This is a genomic window from Methylorubrum populi, from assembly GCF_002355515.1.
In the GTDB taxonomy this organism is placed as follows: Bacteria; Pseudomonadota; Alphaproteobacteria; order Rhizobiales; family Beijerinckiaceae; genus Methylobacterium; species Methylobacterium populi_A.
In genome coordinates, this window is sequence record NZ_AP014809.1 from 5512837 (window position 1) to 5530198 (window position 17362).

Annotated in this window: 17 protein-coding genes; 11 read left to right on the forward strand and 6 right to left on the reverse strand. The window is 69.3% G+C overall.

The genetic code is table 11. The annotated features are described in order from the left end of the window. Positions 1-11: 11 nt before the first annotated feature. A complete protein-coding gene (locus MPPM_RS25680) occupies positions 12-287 on the reverse strand; it encodes a hypothetical protein (protein WP_096488035.1) in 276 nt (91 codons plus the stop codon). A 312-nt stretch (positions 288-599) separates the two neighbouring features. On the opposite strand from MPPM_RS25680, the gene pstS reads away from it, so the two are divergent. The 6 genes from pstS to phoB all read left to right on the forward strand — a co-directional run bounded on the left by pstS (position 600) and on the right by phoB (position 6174). Next, positions 600-1640: a phosphate ABC transporter substrate-binding protein PstS gene (pstS, locus tag MPPM_RS25685; protein WP_096488036.1), complete on the forward strand. Its 1041-nt coding sequence runs from the start codon at positions 600-602 to the stop codon at positions 1638-1640. Between the two features lie 109 nt (positions 1641-1749). Then, entirely contained in the window at positions 1750-2724 is a 975-nt protein-coding gene (gene pstC, locus MPPM_RS25690; RefSeq protein WP_017483370.1) for a phosphate ABC transporter permease subunit PstC, read from the forward strand. 56 nt (positions 2725-2780) lie between these two features. Continuing rightward, positions 2781-3674: a phosphate ABC transporter permease PstA gene (gene pstA / locus MPPM_RS25695; RefSeq protein WP_096487498.1), complete on the forward strand. Its 894-nt coding sequence runs from the start codon at positions 2781-2783 to the stop codon at positions 3672-3674. A gap of 37 nt (positions 3675-3711) precedes the next feature. Then, complete coding sequence (gene pstB / locus MPPM_RS25700; protein WP_096487499.1) at positions 3712-4527, forward strand: phosphate ABC transporter ATP-binding protein PstB; 816 nt, start codon at positions 3712-3714, stop codon at positions 4525-4527. A gap of 132 nt (positions 4528-4659) precedes the next feature. Next, positions 4660-5373: a phosphate signaling complex protein PhoU gene (gene phoU, locus MPPM_RS25705; RefSeq protein ID WP_096487500.1), complete on the forward strand. Its 714-nt coding sequence runs from the start codon at positions 4660-4662 to the stop codon at positions 5371-5373. A gap of 96 nt (positions 5374-5469) precedes the next feature. Continuing rightward, a complete protein-coding gene (gene phoB / locus MPPM_RS25710) occupies positions 5470-6174 on the forward strand; it encodes a phosphate regulon transcriptional regulator PhoB (RefSeq protein ID WP_096487501.1) in 705 nt (234 codons plus the stop codon). 249 nt (positions 6175-6423) lie between these two features. Here phoB and MPPM_RS25715 read toward each other — a convergent pair whose 3' ends face one another. After that, entirely contained in the window at positions 6424-6966 is a 543-nt protein-coding gene (locus tag MPPM_RS25715; RefSeq protein WP_096487502.1) for a GcrA family cell cycle regulator, read from the reverse strand. 513 nt (positions 6967-7479) lie between these two features. Here MPPM_RS25715 and MPPM_RS25720 point away from each other — a divergent pair. Beyond that, positions 7480-8346 carry a cell envelope integrity EipB family protein gene (locus MPPM_RS25720; protein ID WP_096487503.1) on the forward strand — a complete coding sequence of 289 codons (867 nt, stop codon included), beginning with the start codon at positions 7480-7482 and terminating at the stop codon, positions 8344-8346. A gap of 157 nt (positions 8347-8503) precedes the next feature. On the opposite strand, the gene MPPM_RS25725 is transcribed toward MPPM_RS25720, so the two are convergent. After that, positions 8504-9784, reverse strand: coding sequence for a DNA polymerase IV (locus tag MPPM_RS25725; RefSeq protein WP_096487504.1), 1281 nt, complete (start codon positions 9782-9784; stop codon positions 8504-8506). Positions 9785-9838: 54 nt separating this feature from the next. Between MPPM_RS25725 and MPPM_RS25730 the strand changes: the two genes are divergently transcribed. Together MPPM_RS25730 and MPPM_RS25735 are read left to right on the forward strand one after the other, a co-directional pair. Then, positions 9839-10660, forward strand: coding sequence for a cobalt-precorrin-6A reductase (locus MPPM_RS25730; protein WP_096487505.1), 822 nt, complete (start codon positions 9839-9841; stop codon positions 10658-10660). A gap of 174 nt (positions 10661-10834) precedes the next feature. Then, positions 10835-12292 (forward strand): cobyric acid synthase, encoded by a 1458-nt coding sequence (locus MPPM_RS25735; RefSeq protein ID WP_096487506.1) that lies wholly within the window; start codon positions 10835-10837, stop codon positions 12290-12292. Between the two features lie 22 nt (positions 12293-12314). Here the strand turns inward: MPPM_RS25735 and MPPM_RS25740 are convergent, their stop codons facing one another. After that, positions 12315-13421 carry a DUF3616 domain-containing protein gene (locus MPPM_RS25740; protein ID WP_096487507.1) on the reverse strand — a complete coding sequence of 369 codons (1107 nt, stop codon included), beginning with the start codon at positions 13419-13421 and terminating at the stop codon, positions 12315-12317. A gap of 75 nt (positions 13422-13496) precedes the next feature. Further along, positions 13497-14495, reverse strand: a complete 999-nt coding sequence (gene cbiB, locus MPPM_RS25745) for an adenosylcobinamide-phosphate synthase CbiB (RefSeq protein WP_096487508.1) — start codon at positions 14493-14495, stop codon at positions 13497-13499. Positions 14496-14521: 26 nt separating this feature from the next. On the opposite strand from cbiB, the gene cobD reads away from it, so the two are divergent. Continuing rightward, positions 14522-15511 carry a threonine-phosphate decarboxylase CobD gene (gene cobD, locus MPPM_RS25750; RefSeq protein ID WP_096487509.1) on the forward strand — a complete coding sequence of 330 codons (990 nt, stop codon included), beginning with the start codon at positions 14522-14524 and terminating at the stop codon, positions 15509-15511. On the opposite strand, the gene MPPM_RS25755 is transcribed toward cobD, so the two are convergent. Beyond that, on the reverse strand, positions 15504-16688 hold the full coding sequence (locus tag MPPM_RS25755; RefSeq protein ID WP_096487510.1) for an MFS transporter: 1185 nt from the start codon (positions 16686-16688) through the stop codon (positions 15504-15506). The genes cobD and MPPM_RS25755 overlap by 8 nt on opposite strands. A 328-nt stretch (positions 16689-17016) precedes the next feature. Between MPPM_RS25755 and MPPM_RS25760 the strand changes: the two genes are divergently transcribed. Then, positions 17017-17220: a hypothetical protein gene (locus tag MPPM_RS25760; protein WP_096487511.1), complete on the forward strand. Its 204-nt coding sequence runs from the start codon at positions 17017-17019 to the stop codon at positions 17218-17220. The last annotated feature ends 142 nt before the right edge of the window (positions 17221-17362 follow it).

A 17362-nucleotide genomic window follows, 5' to 3' on the forward strand; every position in this document is an offset into this window, starting at 1 on the left:
AAATACGGGCGCTACTGCCAGCGCCGCGCCGTTGGCTGCTGACGCCGAACCTCGGCGGCACGAATCATGGTCAGCACCCGATCGAGATCCTTGAGCAGAGAACATTCCGTCGCACGCGCGGACGCGATTTCCTGCTCGGTGCTGCCGAACCGCTGACGCTGCTGCTGTAGCGTCAATTCCTCTTCGAGGGCAGCCCGCTCCGCGTGGAGCGCCCGATACGCCGCCTCCTGAGGATCGGCGGGATCCGGTAGCGGGTCCTCCTCGCGCGATGTGTGCGGCTCCGTCACGCCGACGGTCTCCTCGAACTCTCTGATGTACCCGCTGCCGTTCCGGATCACGCGGGGGTCGAGTCCCTGAGGCAGAATCCGGGCCGAGCCCGTGTTAACGCCGACAAGGATCTGCTGGCCTAACGCTCAAGAGCCGCAAGCGGTCCCGTCCTCAGTGAAATTCCGTCTCGGCCGAGGCTGTCATGTCAGCGTCATGTGGCCGTCATAGAGGCGGCGCGTCGGCGCACTAGATGGCAGCAGTGTCGCAGCGAGGTCGGTCCCAAACCTCAGGATCGGCCCCGACGATGCGCCCGACACCCTACGGAGATGCTTGTGAAACCCTTCGCTTACGCCTTGGCGGTCGGCCTCGCCGCCGCTCAGCTCGCGACCTCGGCTGTAGCCGCCGACATCACCGGCGCCGGTGCCACCTTCCCCTTCCCCGTCTATTCGAAGTGGGCCGAAGCCTACCGCAAGGAGACCGGCACCGGTCTCAACTATCAGTCGATCGGCTCGGGCGGCGGCATCAAGCAGATCCAGGCCAAGACCGTTGACTTCGGCGCCACCGACGCGCCCCTCAAGCCGGCCCAGCTCGAGAAGGACGGCCTCATCCAGTTCCCCACCGTGATGGGCGGCGTGGTTCCAGTCGTCAACATCGCCGGCCTCGAGCCGGGCAAGCTCAAGTTGACGGGCGAGATCATTGCCGAGATCTACGCCGGCAAGATCCTGAAGTGGTCCGATCCGAAGATCGCCAAGCTCAACGACGGTCTCAAGCTGCCCGAGGCGAACATCACCCCGGTCTACCGTTCGGACGCCTCCGGCACGACCAACATCTTCACCACCTATCTCTCCTCGGTCTCCGAGCCTTGGAAGAAGGAGTTCGGCGCCGCCACGACCGTGAGCTGGCCGGTGGGTCAGGGCGGAAAGGGCAACGAGGGCGTCACCGCCACCGTCAAGCAGGTTCCGAATTCCATCGGCTACGTCGAGTCGGCCTATGCCAAGCAGAACAAGCTTGCCTACGCCCTGATCGAGAACAAGGCCGGCAAGTTCCCGCAGCCCGACGACAAGGCCTTCCAGGCCGCCGCCGCCAGCGCCGACTGGAAGTCGACCCCCGGTTTCGGCATCGCCCTGACCAACCAGGCCGGTGACGACGCGTGGCCGATCACGGCCGCCACCTTCATCCTGGTCTACAAGGAGCCTGCGGACGCGGCCAAGGCCGCCGACGTGCTCAAGTTCTTTGATTGGGCCTACAAGAACGGCGACAAGCTCGCGTCCGAGCTCGATTACGTGCCGCTGCCCGACAACGTCGTCGGCCTGATCCACGAAGAGTGGAAGACCGTGAAGAAGGACGGCAAGCCCGTCTTCGCCGGAAACTGAGTGTCGAGAAGAGCCCTCTCCCGCTCGGGAGGGGGCTCTTCTTGAAGTGATCCGCTCGCCTCGCGCGCGACGGCGCGCTACACGCTCCCCAGCCGAAGAGCCTCCGCGGATGACCGCCTTGACCCAGACCCTCGCCGTCGACCGCCAGACCGCGGTGGCCCGTATCGCTCCGAGCAAGGGCGCCGACCGTCTCTTCCAGGGGGCCGCCTATGCCTCTGCCCTGCTCGTGCTCTTCGTGCTGGCCGGAATCCTCGGTTCGATCATCTACGGAGCGTGGCCGGCCTTCTCGGAATTCGGCTTCGGCTTCCTCACCTCCAGCGCCTGGAACATCGGCACCGAGCAGTTCGGCGCCCTGCCCGCCGTCATCGGTACGGTCGCGGCGGCGATGCTGGCGCTGATCATCGGCGTGCCGATCTCGCTCGGCATCGCGGTCTACCTCACACAACTCTGCCCGGGCTGGGCGCGCAAGCCGGTCGCCATGACCATCGAGCTGCTCGCCTCGGTGCCCAGCATCATCTACGGCATGTGGGGCCTGTTCGTCTTCGCCCCGCTCTTCGCCCGCTTCGTGCAGGTGCCGGTCTCGAACCTCGTCGAGGGCATGCCGATCCTCGGCACGATCCTCTATGCCCGCATCCCCTCCGGCGTCGGCGTGCTCACCGCCGGCATCATCCTCGCCATCATGATCGTGCCCTTCGTGGCCTCGATCACCCGCGACATGCTCGACCAGATCCCGACCGTCCTGCGCGAGAGCGCCTACGGCATCGGTTGCACCACCTGGGAGGTCGTGCGCCACGTGCTCGTGCCGCAGGCCTCGGTGTCGATCATCGGCGCGATCATGCTCGGCCTCGGCCGGGCGCTGGGCGAGACCATGGCGGTCACCTTCGTGATCGGCAATGCCAACCGCCTTTCCGCCTCGATCTTCGATCCGGGCTCGACCATCGCCTCGCGCATCGCCAACGAGTTCAATGAGGCGGATGGGCTCCAGCTCTCTTCGCTGATGGCGCTCGGCTGCCTGCTCTTCATCATCACCTTCTTCGTGCTGATCATCGCCCGCCTGCTGGTGCGGCGCGCCAAGGTCGCCTGAGCCGAGCGGCCCGAGCGACACCGTACGAGATTGCCCGAGCCCAAGGGACGCCGAACATGGACGCCAGCAACCCGATCGCGACGGCCGGACGCGCGCCGACGGCCAGCCGCGTGCGCCCCGGCCGGCGGATCGCCGACCGCGTGCTGATCCTTGCCAGCACGATCGCCACTCTGCTCGGTATCGTCGTTCTCGGCTCGATCCTGCTCATGCTGATCGTCGAGGGCGTGAAGGGCTTCTCGCCCTCCCTGTTCACGGCGCCGACGCCGGGCCCGGGATCCGAGGGCGGCGGCATCGCCAACGCCATCCTCGGCAGCCTCGTGATGACGTTCCTCGGCATCCTCATCGCCACCCCGATCGGGCTGATGGCCGGCACCTTCCTGGCCGAGTACGGCCGGACCTCGAAGCTCGCCGACATCATCCGCTTCCTCAACGACGTGCTGCTCTCGGCGCCGTCGATCCTGATCGGCCTCTTCGTCTACACGCTGATGGTCCGGCCGATGGGCACCTATTCCGGCTGGGCCGGCGCGGTGGCGCTCGCCATCATCGCCACCCCCGTCATCGTGCGCACCACCGAGGACATGCTGCGCCTCGTCCCCGGGCCGATGCGCGAGGCCGGAGCGGCGCTCGGCGCCCCCCGCTCCCTGGTCATCCGCGCGGTGACCTGGCGCGCGGCGAGTGCGGGCATCGTCACCGGCATCATCCTGGCTCTGGCCCGCATCGCCGGCGAGACCGCGCCGCTCCTGTTCACGGCCCTCAACAACAACAGCTGGTTCAACGCGAACCTGCTCGGAGGCGTGCCGAACCTGCCGGTGATGATCTACCAGTTCGCCCTCTCGCCCTATCCGAACTGGCAGAGCCTCGCCTGGTCGGGCGCGCTTCTCATCACCGTCACCATCCTCGCCCTGTCGGTGGTGGCCCGCTTCGTGATCAAGGACCAGCGGCCGCGCTGAGCCTGCTGGGACAGACCTCCTACCGACGAGAGATCCGATGAGCGCCTCCCCCGCGATCCGAAGCCAGTTCGAGGGCCGCAGCCCGGCCGACGTCAAGGCGCCTGTGCGCATCGCCGTCAAGGACCTCAACTTCTACTACGGCAGCTTCCACGGCCTGAAGGACATCAACCTCGATTTCCGCGACCGGCAGGTCACGGCGCTGATCGGGCCGTCCGGCTGCGGGAAGTCGACGCTGCTGCGCACCTTCAACCGCATCTACAGCCTCTATCCGGAGCAGCGCGCCGAGGGCGAGATCCTACTCGACGGGCAGAATGTCCTCGACTCCAAGGTCGACCTCAACGAGCTGCGCTCGCGGGTCGGCATGGTGTTCCAGAAGCCGACGCCCTTCCCGATGTCGATCTACGACAACGTCGCCTTCGGTCTGCGCCTCTACGAGAAGCTGCCCAAGTCCGAGCTGGACGGGCGCGTCGAGGAGTCGCTGCGCAAGGCGGCGCTCTGGGACGAGGTCAAGGACAAGATGAAGCAGCCGGGCACCGGCCTCTCCGGCGGCCAGCAGCAGCGTCTCTGCATCGCCCGCACCGTGGCGCAGCGCCCGGAGGTGATCCTGTTCGACGAGCCGACCTCGGCCCTCGATCCGATCTCCACCGGCCGCATCGAGGAACTGATCGAGCAGCTGCGTACCGAGTTCACGATCGTTATCGTGACCCACAACATGCAGCAGGCCGCGCGCATCTCGCAGTTTACGGCGTTCATGTATCTCGGCGAGCTGATCGAGTTCGACGCGACCACGAAGATCTTCATGAACCCGGCCAAGCGGCAGACCCAGGACTACATCACCGGCCGCTTCGGTTAAGCCCGGTCGCGACTGCATAGCCGTCGCGACCCACCCCGCGTCCTCGTTTCGACGCTCTCTCTGGCGCCGTACCGGTGTCCACCTCGACGGGAGAGCGCTCTCGTCCGACTGCCTGATCGGGAAATTCGCGACATGGCCGAGCACATCGTCTCCTCCTACGACACCGACCTCGAGAACCTGCGCCGCTCGATCGCCGAGATGGGTGGCGTGGCCGAGAAGATGATGACGGACGCCACGGAGGCGCTGGTGCGCCGAGATACGACCCTGGCCCAGGCCGTGATCGTCGCCGACAAGCGCCTCGACACGCTTCAGCGCGAGATCGAGGAGCGCTCCGTGCTCCTCATCGCCCGGCGCCAGCCGCTCGCCATCGACCTGCGCGAGACCATCTCCGGTATCCGCGTCTCGGGTGACTTGGAGCGGATCGGCGATCTCGCGAAGAACATCGCCAAGCGCGTCGTCGCGATCAGCGATCAGGCGCAGCCGCAGAAGATCGTGCTCGGCGTCCAGCACATGAGCGACCTCGTGCAGGAACAGCTCAAGGACGTGCTCGACGCCTATGCCAGCCGCGACGTGACCGCCGCTCGCGAGGTGTGGGAGCGCGACAGCGCCATCGACGCGCTTTACAATTCGCTGTTCCGCGAACTCCTGACTTACATGATGGAGGATCCGCGCAACATCTCGTTCTGCACGCACCTCCTGTTCTGCGCCAAGAATGTGGAGCGCATCGGCGACCACACCACCAACGTCGCCGAGACGATCGAGTACCTCGTGACCGGTGAGACGCCGGCCGGCGAGCGGCCCAAGAACGACGCTTCGAACTATGCGACGGTGACGCCCGGCGCCTGACGCCGAAAGGCGCTCGGGACGCGAGAGGCGTCCGACAGACGCTTCCGGCGGGTCACTTGAGGGACTCGGCCGGGCGCGAGTATGGAAAGACGGACGATGACGAGTGCGCGCATCCTGATCGTCGAGGACGAGGAATCGCTGACGACGCTGCTGCGCTACAACCTCGAGGCGGAAGGCTTCGCGGTCGATGTCGCGGTCCGCGGCGACGAGGCGGATCTGCGCCTGCACGAGATGACGCCCGATCTCGTCCTGCTCGACTGGATGGTGCCGGGGCTCTCGGGGATCGAGCTGTGCCGGCGCATCCGGGCGCGGCGCGAGACCGAGCGGCTGCCGGTCATCATGCTGACCGCACGGGGCGAGGAAGCCGACCGCGTCCGTGGCCTGTCGACGGGGGCCGACGACTATGTCGTCAAGCCATTCTCCGTGCCGGAACTGCTCGCGCGCGTGCGCGCCCTGCTGCGCCGCGCTAAGCCCGCCCACGTCGCCGACATGCTGGTGGCCGGAGATATCGAGCTCGACCGCGTCAGCCATCGCATCCGCCGCCAGGGCCGCGAGATCCATCTCGGGCCGACCGAATTCAAGCTGCTCGAATATCTGATGCAGAGCCCTGGCCGGGTTTTCTCCCGGGAGCAATTGCTCGACGGCGTCTGGGGCCACGACGTCTACATCGACGAGCGCACGGTCGACGTCCATGTCGGTCGCCTGCGCAAGGCGATCAACCGCCCACGCCAGAGCGACCCGATCCGCACCGTGCGCGGCTCGGGCTATTCATTCGACGAGATGTTTGCGGGAGCGGAGTGATCTGCGTCCGCTCGCTCGGAACGGGCACCCTTATTTCGCCCCGCGCGGGCGGCTCACCCGGATAATGTGGCCGGCGATGACCGATGAGGGCATCCGACGCCATCGCGGCGCGTCGCGCCTGAAGACGGCAACGCCTGCAGGCGGGCCAGCACGGCGCGACGACGGCCTCAAGGCCGTCGATCCGTCTCCCCGCGCGGGCCGATAAACAGTGGCGCGGTCCTCGCAGAAGCCGCGCCGACCTACGCGATCTCAGCGGAAGCCGGCGACGCGGCGGTCGCGCTTGCGCTCCGCCGCCGGCTGATAGGCGACTTGCGCATGCTGGGTGCAGTAGGGCAGACCCGTGATTGCCCGGGCGCCGCAGAAGCGGAATTCCGGTGAGGTCGGATCGCCCATCGGCCAGCGGCACATGGAGTCGCGCAGGTCCATGATGGTGACCCGCTCTGAGACGGCGAGCGCCACCGGCTCCGGTGCGGGCGCGGGCGGCAGCGGAAAGTCCGGTGCGGGACGGTGCGCCACGATTGCGGGCGGCTCGGGAAGCGTCGGCTCCTCGACCACCACCGACGCGATCTCGACTTCGGCGGCCAGATCATCCTTGCGCCGCCCCTGGGCCGAGGCCGGGCCGATCGGTTTGACGCGGCCGGCAAGACCCAAACGGTGGACCTTGCCGATGACGGCGTTACGGGAGACGCCGCCGATCTGGAGGGCGATCTGGCTGGCGCTCAAGCCATCATCCCACAAGCGACGAAGCAGCTCGACGCGTTCATCCGTCCAGCTCGGGACCGCTTCCGTCATTGCCCCCTCCACGTCGAAACGTCCTTTTGTACGCAAAACCGACCGACCGCGCGGCACCATAGCCGCGCGGAGCGACAGCAAACCTCGCCAGGACCCGCAATCCGGCCCTGCACATGTCGGTTAACAGACGCCAAAACTCCGGTTGGCGACGCTGTGGAGACTACAAGACAGCTCGGCCGCGGAGCAAGGGTCACCGTGTTTCAAAGGCCGGTTTCCACCGCCAATCCGACTTTCGCATCGATGGTCCGGACCCGCTTCGGCGCCGTCGCGATCCAGCCGGCAGAAATCCGTCAACGCATTGCGTAAAATTGCTCTTTTCCGGATGCTTCGATCGTCCGAGCGCTGCGGCGGCGGGCCTTTCGAGCGGCCGCAGAGGCCGTGAGAGCGCGCCGGTGCCTCCCTGGGCAGCCGCCGAAAAAGATTGTCGGGGCCGGGGTGATCACTATGTGTCGATCGTCATCTGCGGGCCCGACGCCTGTGGACAAGCACTCTTGAGCGGATTTGGGAGATCGCATGCGACTGCGCCTCGCGCCGGCCCTGTTCCTTCTCGCCGCCCTGCCCGGCTCCGCGCTCGCCGCGGGGCCGACCGCTCCGGTCCCGGATATGTCCGCGATCCGGCTGACCAATCATCGGGCGGTCTACGATCTGTCGCTGGCGCGCTCGACGGGCACGCGGGCGGTCGAGGGCGTCCGCGGGCGCATCGTCATCGATTTCTCGGGCGATGCCTGCCGCGGCTACACCATGCAGACGCGCCAAGTGACGATGATCGAATCCGGCGAGTCCGGTGACCGAACCTCCGATCTGCGCAGCACGACCTTCGAGAACGGCGACGGCAGGAATTTCCGCTTCCGCACCACGACCATCCTCAACAACGCACCGTCGCCGGCGGTGGACGGAACGGCCGAGGCGGCCGACGCCCTCAAGGTGAAGCTGAAGGAGCCCAAGCGCGACCAGTTCCAGACAGAGGGAACGGTGCTGTTCCCGATCCACCACATGATGCGCCTGATCGAGGCGGCCAAGGCGGGCGAGACCACCGTCGCGGCCAAGGTGTTCGACGGCTCCGACGACGGGCGCAAGGTCTACGACACGCTGGCGATCATTGGTCGCCCCAATGCGTCACCCGCCGCCGACACGGAGCGCGATAAGCCGCTGCGCGAGAGCGACCACGCCGGCATGCGGCGCTGGCCGGTCACACTGAGCTACTTCACCCCCGGCGAGGGCGAGCGCACGCCGATCTACACCCTCACCTTCGACCTCTACGAGGACGGGGTGAGCGGACGGCTGCACCTCGATTACGGGGACTTCGCCATCGACGGCAACCTGACGAGGCTCGACCTCGCCAAGGCCGATGCGAAGGCCGAGGCGGCCTGCCGGAAGTAGCACCCGGCCGCGCGGTAGGCGCGCCGGCGGACGCGGCCGACCACTCGATCGACTGGATCGAGCCGTCATCGACGGACGTTCTTGCTCCCTCAGTCCCGAGCGGCGACGGACGCATGTCGAGACAGGGCAGACCTGAGGCGGAGGCTGCGGCGCCTGCCTACGACGACCGCCGCCGTTCCGGTTCTCCGGTGAAGGCGAGACCGCGCTGGATCGCGGTGCTGCCGAATTTTTCGCGCAGCCGGTCGAGCGCCGCCTCCCGGCGGGCGACACGCTCGATGCCCTGGTCGGCGAGGTCGCCGCGGTCGGCGTGGATCGCGCCGCACAGATCGCTGCCGCCGATGCCGATCAGCCGGAAGGCGGTGCCGTCGCAGGCCGCCCGTAGCATCGGCTCGCCCGCGTGGAACAGCCGGTCCGCGAGCTGCGTCGGCTTGAGGCCGCCGCGGGTGCGGGTGCGCAGCCGGAACCGGGCATCCTTGAGCTTCAGCGTGACGCTGCCGGCGGCGAGCTCCGACCGCTTCAGCCGCGCCGAGACCTTCTCGCACAATCGCCACAGGATCGGCCGCAGATCCTCGAACCGGGCGAGATCGGTCGCGAAGGTCGTCTCAGCCGAGACACTCTTGGCCTCGCGGCTCGGACGCACTGGCCGCCGATCCCGGCCGGCCGCGAGGTCGATCAGGCGTGACGCCTCGCGGCCGAGCGCGGTCTGGAGCCGGGCCGGGTCGGCCCGCAACACGTCGCCGACGCGATAGATGTTGAGCGAGGCGAGGCGATTGCGGGCGCTCTCGCCGATGCCGGGCAGGATGCCGACGGGCTTGTCGGCGAGGAAGGCGGCGGCCTCCTCGCCGGCGATGATCGAGAAGCCGCGGGGCTTGTCGAGGTCGGAGGCGATCTTGGCCAGGAACTTGTTGGCGGACAGCCCGACCGACACGGTGATGCCGATCTCCGCTTCGACCCGCGCGGCGAAGCGGGCCAGCGTCAGCGCCGGGCTCGTGCCGTGCAGCCGCTCGGTGCCGGCGAGGTCGAGGAAGGCCTCGTCGATGGAGACGGGTTCGACCAGCGGCGTCAGCGCCAGCATCATCGCCCGCACCTCGCGCCCGACGCGGGCGTACTTCTCCATGTCGGGGCGCAGCACGGTGGCATCGGGGCAGCGCTTGAGCGCCTCGAACATCGGCATGGCCGAGCGCACGCCGGAGATTCGCGCGAGGTAGCAGGCGGTGGAGACGACGCCGCGGCGGCCCCCGCCGATGATGAGCGGCCTGTCCCCCAGGGAAGGGTCGTCACGCTTCTCGATCGCCGCGTAGAAGGCGTCGCAATCGACATGGGCGATGCTGAGGGCGTCGCGGGCCGGGTGGGCGAGCAGGCGCGGCGAGCCGCAGCCGCGGCAGCGCAGGGCGCCCTCGGCTTGCATCGTCAGGCAATCGCGGCAGAAGGGTCTCACATCGAAAACCTTGCCCGGCCTTCCGGGCTTTCGCGGGCGAGACAGGTTGTACGAATGTCCGGGGCCGCCGACCAGGGTTCTCCCGCGCGCCATCCCAAGCCGAATCACGATCGGTCTGCGGTCCGCGTCCTCGTGCTCGGCGGCACGACCGAGGCCAGCACGCTCGTCACTCGGCTCGCCGGCGAGACGGATTTCGCGGTGACGCTCTCGCTCGCCGGCCGCACCGCCGCGCCGCGGCCCGAGCCGGTGCCGATGCGTGTCGGCGGTTTCGGTGGTGCCGACGGGCTGGCCCGATGGATCGCCGAAAATGGCATCCGGGCGGTGATCGACGCGACCCATCCTTTCGCCGCTCGGATCTCGGCCAATGCGGCCGCGGCCTGCCGGGCCGGCGGCGTGCCGCTGCTCGCGGTACGCCGGCCGGCCTGGGAGCGGCAGCCCGGTGACGATTGGAGCGAGGTTCAAGACGTCCCGGCCTGCGTCGCGGCGCTCGGGCCCGCGCCGAGACGGGTGTTCCTCACCATCGGCCGGCAGGAAGTGTCCGCCTTCGCGCGCGCGCCGCAGCACGCCTACATCGTGCGCACCATCGAGCCGGTCGGTGACGCGCTGCCGGTGCCCAACCTCGTCGCGGTCAGTGCCCGCGGCCCCTTCACGCTGGAGGACGAGATCCGCCTCATGCGCGAGGCGGATATCGAGGTTTTGGTGACCAAGAATTCCGGCGGTGGGGCGACCTATCCGAAGATCGAGGCCGCGCGGCGGCTCGGTCTACCCGTCGTGATCGTCGCCCGCCCTGCCCTGCCGGAGGTTGCCGCCGTTCCCGATGCCGCGGGGGCGCTGCTCTGGCTCAAGTCCAGTCTACTCGGACAACGCCTCGACTAGAGCCGTATCCGACCTGATTGCATCAGGCCGGCGTCTCTCGCTCATTGTTTTGGCGCGCCTTCTTTCGACGAACCGGTGACCACTTCGTCGGAATGCGCTCTAGATCCGGCTCGACGCGGCCCGGCGCCGGTGCCATGGCAGCGTCATGCCCGCGCCTGACACGAGGAACCGCCGATGACCCGCGCCCTGATGATCCAGGGGACCGGGTCCGATGTCGGCAAGTCGCTGCTGGTGGCCGGCCTTGCCCGCGCCTTCACCCGGCGCGGCCTGACGGTGCGCCCGTTCAAGCCGCAGAACATGTCGAACAACGCCGCCGTCACTGCTGATGGCGGCGAGATCGGCCGGGCCCAGGCGTTGCAGGCCCGCGCCGCGCGGGTCGCGCCGTCCGTCCACATGAACCCGGTGCTGCTCAAGCCCCAGAGCGATGTCGGCGCGCAGGTGGTGGTGCAGGGGCGCATGATCGGCACCGCCAAGGCGCGCGAGTATCAGGCGTGGAAGCCGCGCCTGATGGCATCCGTGCTCGACAGCTTCGAGCGGTTGCGTTCGGAGGCCGACATCGTACTCGTGGAGGGCGCGGGCTCGCCGGCCGAGGTGAACCTTCGCAAGGGCGACATCGCCAATATGGGCTTCGCCCGCGCGACAGGGACGCCGGTGGTGCTCGTCGGCGACATCGACCGGGGCGGCGTCATCGCCAGCCTCGTCGGCACCCAGGCAGTGCTGGAGCCCGAGGATGCCGCGATGATCCGCGGCTTCATCGTCAACCGGTTCCGTGGCGACCCGACACTGTTCTCGGACGGCATGGCGCTGATCGCCGCGCGCACCGGCTGGTCCCCGTTCGGCCTCGTGCCGTTCTTTCCCGACGCCGCCCGCTTGCCGCCGGAGGACGCGGTCGCGCTCGATTCCGCGCAGGCCCGACGCGATGGCGGCGGACCGCTGATCGCGGTCCTGCGATTTCCCCACATCGCCAATTTCGACGACCTCGACCCCCTGCGGCAGGAGCCGGGCATCCGCGTCGTCTTCGTGCCTCCGGGCACGCCGGTCCCAACGGAGGCGGATCTCGTCGTGCTGCCGGGCTCGAAGACCACGATCGACGATCTCGACTGCCTCCGCGCGCAGGGTTGGGACATCGACATCCGGGCGCATCTGCGCCGCGGCCGGCGGGTGCTCGGGCTCTGCGGCGGTTACCAGATGCTCGGGCGCATCATCGCCGACCCGCAGGGCATCGAGGGCGCGCCGTGCGAGCGACCGGGCCTCGGACTGCTCGACGTCGAGACGGTGATGACGGACGCCAAGCGCCTCGTCGCCGTCACCGGCACGACGCTCGCCGATAGCGAACCGTTCTCCGGCTATGAAATGCATGTCGGCGACACGCACGGACCGGACACCGCCCGGCCCCTGTTGCGCTTTGCCGACGGCCGGGTCGACGGGGCGGTCTCGCGCGACGGGCTCGTCGCCGGGACCTATGTCCACGGCCTGTTCGCCGACGACCGCCAGCGCGCCGCCTGGCTCGCCCGGCTCGGCGCCGCGCCGGGCCTGACGCGCTACGAGGCCGGCATCGAAGAGGTGCTCGACCGGTTCGCCGATCACCTCGAAGCGCATCTCGACTGCGACGGGCTGCTGCGCCTGCGCTGAAGGCCGCCCATCCTGGAGCCTGTCACTCCCCGGGCATGAGCTTGACCGGCAGCTTGTAGGCGCGCGGCCCACCGTTCCGGAGGCTGTCGAACAGGACGAGCACCCGGTCCGGGCCGATCGCCGTCACGGCTTCCGGCTTGCCGGCGCGCTCGGCATCGTCGAGCTCGTCCAGCTCTCCGAGAAGCTGCGGATCGCCGCCCCTTGCCGGGTCGAACAGGAAGAGCTTGTAGGCGACCTTCGGCTGCTCCTGGGCCGGCCCGGTGAGCACCAGCAGGCGCCCGTCTTCGAGGACGGCAAGGTCGCGGATCCCGGCGTCCTTGCCGACCTTGATCGGGATCGTTCGCCGCTTTCCCTGATAGGGGCCGTGCCCCTCGGCGAACAGGGCATCGAGGTCGGCCTCGACGAGGAAGGCCTCCCCCGCGATCGAGGGCGCGCGAAGGCCGGCATAGAGCCGGTCCTTCACCACAGCGATCCCCTCGATGTTGAGGCCGTTCGCCTCGCTCAGGCTCTCGAGGAAGGATGCGCCGACCCGGTCCGCCCCCGCCAGCACTTCGCCGAGGCGATAGGTGGTCTCGACGGCGGCCTCAGGTCGGTCGTCGTCCTCCACATCGGGCTTGCCCTCGTCATCGACGCGGATGCGGGCAAGGATCATCGACGAGGTGTTGAGCGTGTCCTTCCTGCGGCCGCAGCCATGCGAGCCGACGGCGTAGAAATACGGTTTGGCGTAGGCGACACCCTCGCCGTCGAACTCCTTGAACTTGGCGGGGCCCTTGTCCGGGCATTGCTTGCCGGCGAACACCGTTCCGCGCGTCGCAGGGTCCGGTGCCTTGCCGATCAGATCGATCGTCTTTTTGGGATCGATGCTGCGGTCGTCGATCGTCAGGAACTGGGCCTTGCGCCCCTCGTCGTTGACGACGAGGCACCGCCGCTTGCCCGAAGCGCGCAGGATGCAAGCGATGCCGCTGACGTCGTAGGCCGCCGCTGCGTCCTCCTTCTTGCCCGAACCCCTCAGGTCTTCCTTGAAAGTATAGGGTTTGCCCTCGGGCTCCAGGATCATGTCCTTGGCTCGCGTTGCGGTCGGGCCAAATCCAACGAGTAGAGCAAGACAGATGCTGCTGGCGAGGCGCATGACCGCAATCTCCTGTCTATATCAGATGATCCGGGGTCGATATTTTGAGGTAATCAGTCTGCGAGCTGATTTTTTTTAGAAAACGTAGAGCCAAATTCCGGTTCCGGCAACGACGAGGGTGAATTGCAGCGCGCAGGCTGTCCGGTAGAGTTTCAGCGCCCGCACGATGTCGTCGGGGTCGGCCTCCGCCCGCCCGTCGCCCATCCAGGCATCCTCGACGCGGGTGGCGCCGTAGATGCGCGGACCGGCGAGCCGCAGGCCCAACGCCCCCGCCATCGCCGCCTCGGGCCAGCCGGCATTGGGCGAGCGGTGGCGGCCGGCGTCGCGGCGGATCGCCCGCCACGCGCCCGCCGCGGACACGTCCCGGCTCAGGGCAGCGGACACGACCAGCAGCAGGGCCGTCAGCCGCGAGGCCGGCAGGTTGACGAGGTCATCGAGGCGGGCGGAGGCCCAGCCGAACGCCTCGTAGCGCGGCGTGCGGTGGCCGATCATGCTGTCGGCGGTGTTGATGGCCTTGTAGAGTGCGCCGCCGGTGAGGCCACCGGCGCCGATCCAGAAGGCCGGCGCGACGATGCCGTCGGAGAAATTCTCGGCAAGGCTCTCGATCGCGGCGCGGCACACCGCCGCCTCGTCGAGACTGTCGGGATTGCGCCCGACGATCATCGAGACGGCCGCGCGACCGCCGGGAAGCCCCTCCGTCCGTAGGGCGGCGGAGACGCGCCGGACATGAACGAACAGGCTGCGCTGCGCCGGCAGGCTCGCGGCGAGCAAGGCCAGCAGCACCATGCCGAAGCCGTGGCCGGCGAGTGCGGCGAGCGCGGTCAGGGTGAGAGAGAAAGCGGCCGTGACCGTCAGCAGAAGCGCGAGCGCCAGGATGCCGCCGAGCCGGCGCGCGGCGCCGCCGCCCCGGTTCAGCCCGCGCTCCAGCGCGGCGATCAGCCGGCCGATCCAGGTGACAGGGTGGCCGAGCGCCCTGTAGAGGCGGTCGGGATAGCCCGCCAAGGCCTCGAGCAGCAGGGCCAGCGCCAGGACGCCGAGGGTGTCGGGCGGGTGGGTCAGGGCGATCCAGGGCATCGTTGGCAGGGTCGGTGCAGGGCGGGATGGACGGACGCGAGGTGCTGGAGGACGGTTCGACGGACGCCATCGCGCATGGCGGCGATCTCGACGCGGCCCGGAAACTGTTTCCGGCCGCACCCGAGCCGTGGCTCGACCTCTCGACCGGCATCAACCCGGTGCCCTATCCGCTGCCGCCCTTTGAAGCCAGTGTCCTTCACCGCTTGCCCTCCCCCGGCGACCTCGCGCGGCTCAAGGCCGCGGCGGCGGCGGCCTACGGCGCGCCGGGGCCGGACCATGTCGTCGCCGCGCCCGGCACGCAGATCCTGATCGAGACCCTGCCGCGGCTCTGCCCGCCCTCCCGCGTCGCGGTGGTCGGGCCGACCTATGCCGAGCACGCCGCCGCCTGGACCCGCTGCGGCCACGCGGTACGGATGGTGGACGATCCGGCCGAGGCCGAGGACGCCGAGGTTCTGGTCGCGGTGAGCCCCAACAATCCCGACGGGCGGGTCTTCGCTGCCGAAACGCTCCTGCGCACCGGCGGCCTCGTCGTGCTCGATCAGGCTTTCGCCGACCTCGAGACCGTGGAGACGGCATCGCCGCGGCCCGGCCTCGTGGTCCTGCGCTCCTTCGGCAAGACCTACGGGCTCGCCGGTCTTCGGCTCGGTTTCGCGCTCGCCGACGCGGCGTTGGCGCGGCGCATCGAAGCCGCGCTCGGTCCCTGGGCCGTCTCGGGTCCGGCGATCGCCGCGGGCCTCTCCGCGCTGCCGGACGCCGCGTGGCGCCGCGAGGCCGCCGCGGCGCGGGCGAAGGATGCGGCCCGTCTCGATCGCATGATCGCGCGCGCCGGCGGGCGCGTCGTCGGCGGTACGGCGCTGTTCCGCACGGCGGATTTTCCCGACGGGCCCGGCCTGTTCCGCGCTCTGGGCGAAGCGGGGATCTACGTGCGGCGCTTCTCAGGAGCGCCGCAGCGGCTGCGCTTCGGCCTGCCCCCCGACAAGGCGGCGTGGTGCCGCCTCTCGCGGGTGCTCAAATAGGCCGGGACCGGCCGCCGAGCCAGGACACCGCCAGGGCCGCGAGGGCGAAGGCGCCACCGACGGCGCAGACACCGGGCCAGCCGGCGAGGAGGAAGGCCCGCGAGCCGAGGAAGGCGCCGCTCGCCCCGCCGATGAAGACCGCGGTGAACAGCACGGTGTTGATCCGTCCGCGCGCCCCCGGCGCGAGGGCGTAGGCGCGGGTCTGATTGGCGATCAGCGCGCCGTTGATGCCGATATCGAGGAGCAGCACGCCCGCGGCGATGGCGACGAGTGACACCTGTCCGGCCAGAGCCAGCACGACGAAGGCCGCCGCGACCAGGATGCTGCCGACGATCACCACCGGCCGGGCGCCGCGCCGGTCGCTGTACCGGCCCGAATACGGGGCGATCAGCGCTCCGGCGACGCCGATCACGCCGAACAGGCCCGCGCCCGCCGCCGTCAGATCGAAGGGCGGCGCCTCGACGAGAAGTGCGAGCGTGGCCCAGAAGGCGTTGAAGCTTGCAAACAGCAGCGCCTGGGACAGGCTGGCGTTTCGCAGCACCGGCTGGCTGCGAACCAGATGCAGCAACGACAGCATCAGCGCGCGATAACGCAGGCGCCCCGCCGGTGCGCTGCGCGGAAGGGTGCGCAGCGCCACACCCGCCATCCCCAGCGCGAGGCCGGCCGCGGCGAAGAACACCGCGCGCCAGCCGAACTGCGCGCCGACGAAGCCGCTCGCGGTGCGGGCGAGCAGGATGCCGGAGAGCAGACCCGTCATTACGCCGCCGACGATCCGCCCCCGGCTGGCATCGGGCGCGAGTTCCGCGGCGAAGGGCACCGCCTGCTGCGCGGCGCAGGCGAGCACGCCGATGACGAGGCTCGCCACCGACAGCACCGCGAGATTGGGGCTGAGCGCGGCGGCGACCAGCGCGACCGCGAGACCGAGCAATTGCCACACGATGAGGTCGCGCCGCGGCAGCGCGTCGCCGAGTGGCACGAGAAACAGGATGCCGAGGCCATAGCCGACAAGGCTGGCGGTCGGCACGAGCAGGGCCGCCCGGTCGCCGAACTCGGCGACGAGGACCGCGAGCAGCGGCTGATTGTAGTAGATGTTGGCGACCGCGCCGCCCGCGATCAGCGTCAGTCCGATTCGCGTCGTCCGCGGGATGGCGCGTCCTCCGCCCGCGTCGCGGCTCATCGCTGCGGTGCCGGGCGCGCGGGGGAACGGACCGGCGGGGCGCTGAAGGGCGGAGCAGTCTGCATGGACCGCCCCATACGGCAGGCCGGAGCCGGAAAGCCAGCCCCTGCCGGAAGACCGACCCTGCGATTGCCGCGCGGCAGAGTGTCCGTTTCCGTTCAGGCGCGCGGTGGTAGCATCCCCTCCCTGCTACACCCATATGGTGGTCTGTACGGAAAAAGGCACAGCCTTTGCAGCGGCTTGGCCGGGCCGGCGGTTGCGGATGGACGCGCGATGGCGCACATCTTCTCCAAGCGCCTGGCGACCGCTTCAACACAAGGAGTCGTGTATGCCGAACTACCGCGTCCAATTCGCGAAGCAGATCCTCGGAGTGCCCTTCACGGTCGGTTTCGTGGAGATCTCCCGGGCCCGCGATCCGGAGCGTGCCCTCAGGGCGGCGGAGATCCGCTTCGCCCGCGCGCGCGGCGTGACGGATTGGCGCGAGCGGGCCGATACGGCGGATCTCGCACCGCATGCGGAGGCGGACCTCTGAGCGCCTGCCGGCCGCCAGGGGCGCGTCCCGACGCCTGACCCGCGGCGGGCTGGCATCGCCGGACGGGCTCGAAACGGGATTGTCATGCCGCGCATGTCTGGCGCCGACGCGGCCTAGGCCTTAGGTTCCGGCAACAGCCGAG

Excerpts from the sequence above, each read along its gene's own strand:
- pstC (WP_017483370.1), top strand. The coding sequence starts at position 1,750 with ATGACCGCCTTGACCCAGACCCTCGCCGTCGACCGCCAGACCGCGGTG.
- pstA (WP_096487498.1), top strand. The coding sequence starts at position 2,781 with ATGGACGCCAGCAACCCGATCGCGACGGCCGGACGCGCGCCGACGGCC.
- pstB (WP_096487499.1), top strand. The coding sequence starts at position 3,712 with ATGAGCGCCTCCCCCGCGATCCGAAGCCAGTTCGAGGGCCGCAGCCCG.
- phoU (WP_096487500.1), top strand. The coding sequence starts at position 4,660 with ATGGCCGAGCACATCGTCTCCTCCTACGACACCGACCTCGAGAACCTG.
- phoB (WP_096487501.1), top strand. The coding sequence starts at position 5,470 with ATGACGAGTGCGCGCATCCTGATCGTCGAGGACGAGGAATCGCTGACG.
- MPPM_RS25715 (WP_096487502.1), bottom strand. The coding sequence starts at position 6,966 with ATGACGGAAGCGGTCCCGAGCTGGACGGATGAACGCGTCGAGCTGCTT.
- MPPM_RS25720 (WP_096487503.1), top strand. The coding sequence starts at position 7,480 with ATGCGACTGCGCCTCGCGCCGGCCCTGTTCCTTCTCGCCGCCCTGCCC.
- MPPM_RS25730 (WP_096487505.1), top strand. The coding sequence starts at position 9,839 with ATGTCCGGGGCCGCCGACCAGGGTTCTCCCGCGCGCCATCCCAAGCCG.
- MPPM_RS25735 (WP_096487506.1), top strand. The coding sequence starts at position 10,835 with ATGACCCGCGCCCTGATGATCCAGGGGACCGGGTCCGATGTCGGCAAG.
- MPPM_RS25740 (WP_096487507.1), bottom strand. The coding sequence starts at position 13,421 with ATGCGCCTCGCCAGCAGCATCTGTCTTGCTCTACTCGTTGGATTTGGC.
- cbiB (WP_096487508.1), bottom strand. The coding sequence starts at position 14,495 with ATGCCCTGGATCGCCCTGACCCACCCGCCCGACACCCTCGGCGTCCTG.
- cobD (WP_096487509.1), top strand. The coding sequence starts at position 14,522 with ATGGACGGACGCGAGGTGCTGGAGGACGGTTCGACGGACGCCATCGCG.
- MPPM_RS25755 (WP_096487510.1), bottom strand. The coding sequence starts at position 16,688 with ATGAGCCGCGACGCGGGCGGAGGACGCGCCATCCCGCGGACGACGCGA.
- MPPM_RS25760 (WP_096487511.1), top strand. The coding sequence starts at position 17,017 with ATGCCGAACTACCGCGTCCAATTCGCGAAGCAGATCCTCGGAGTGCCC.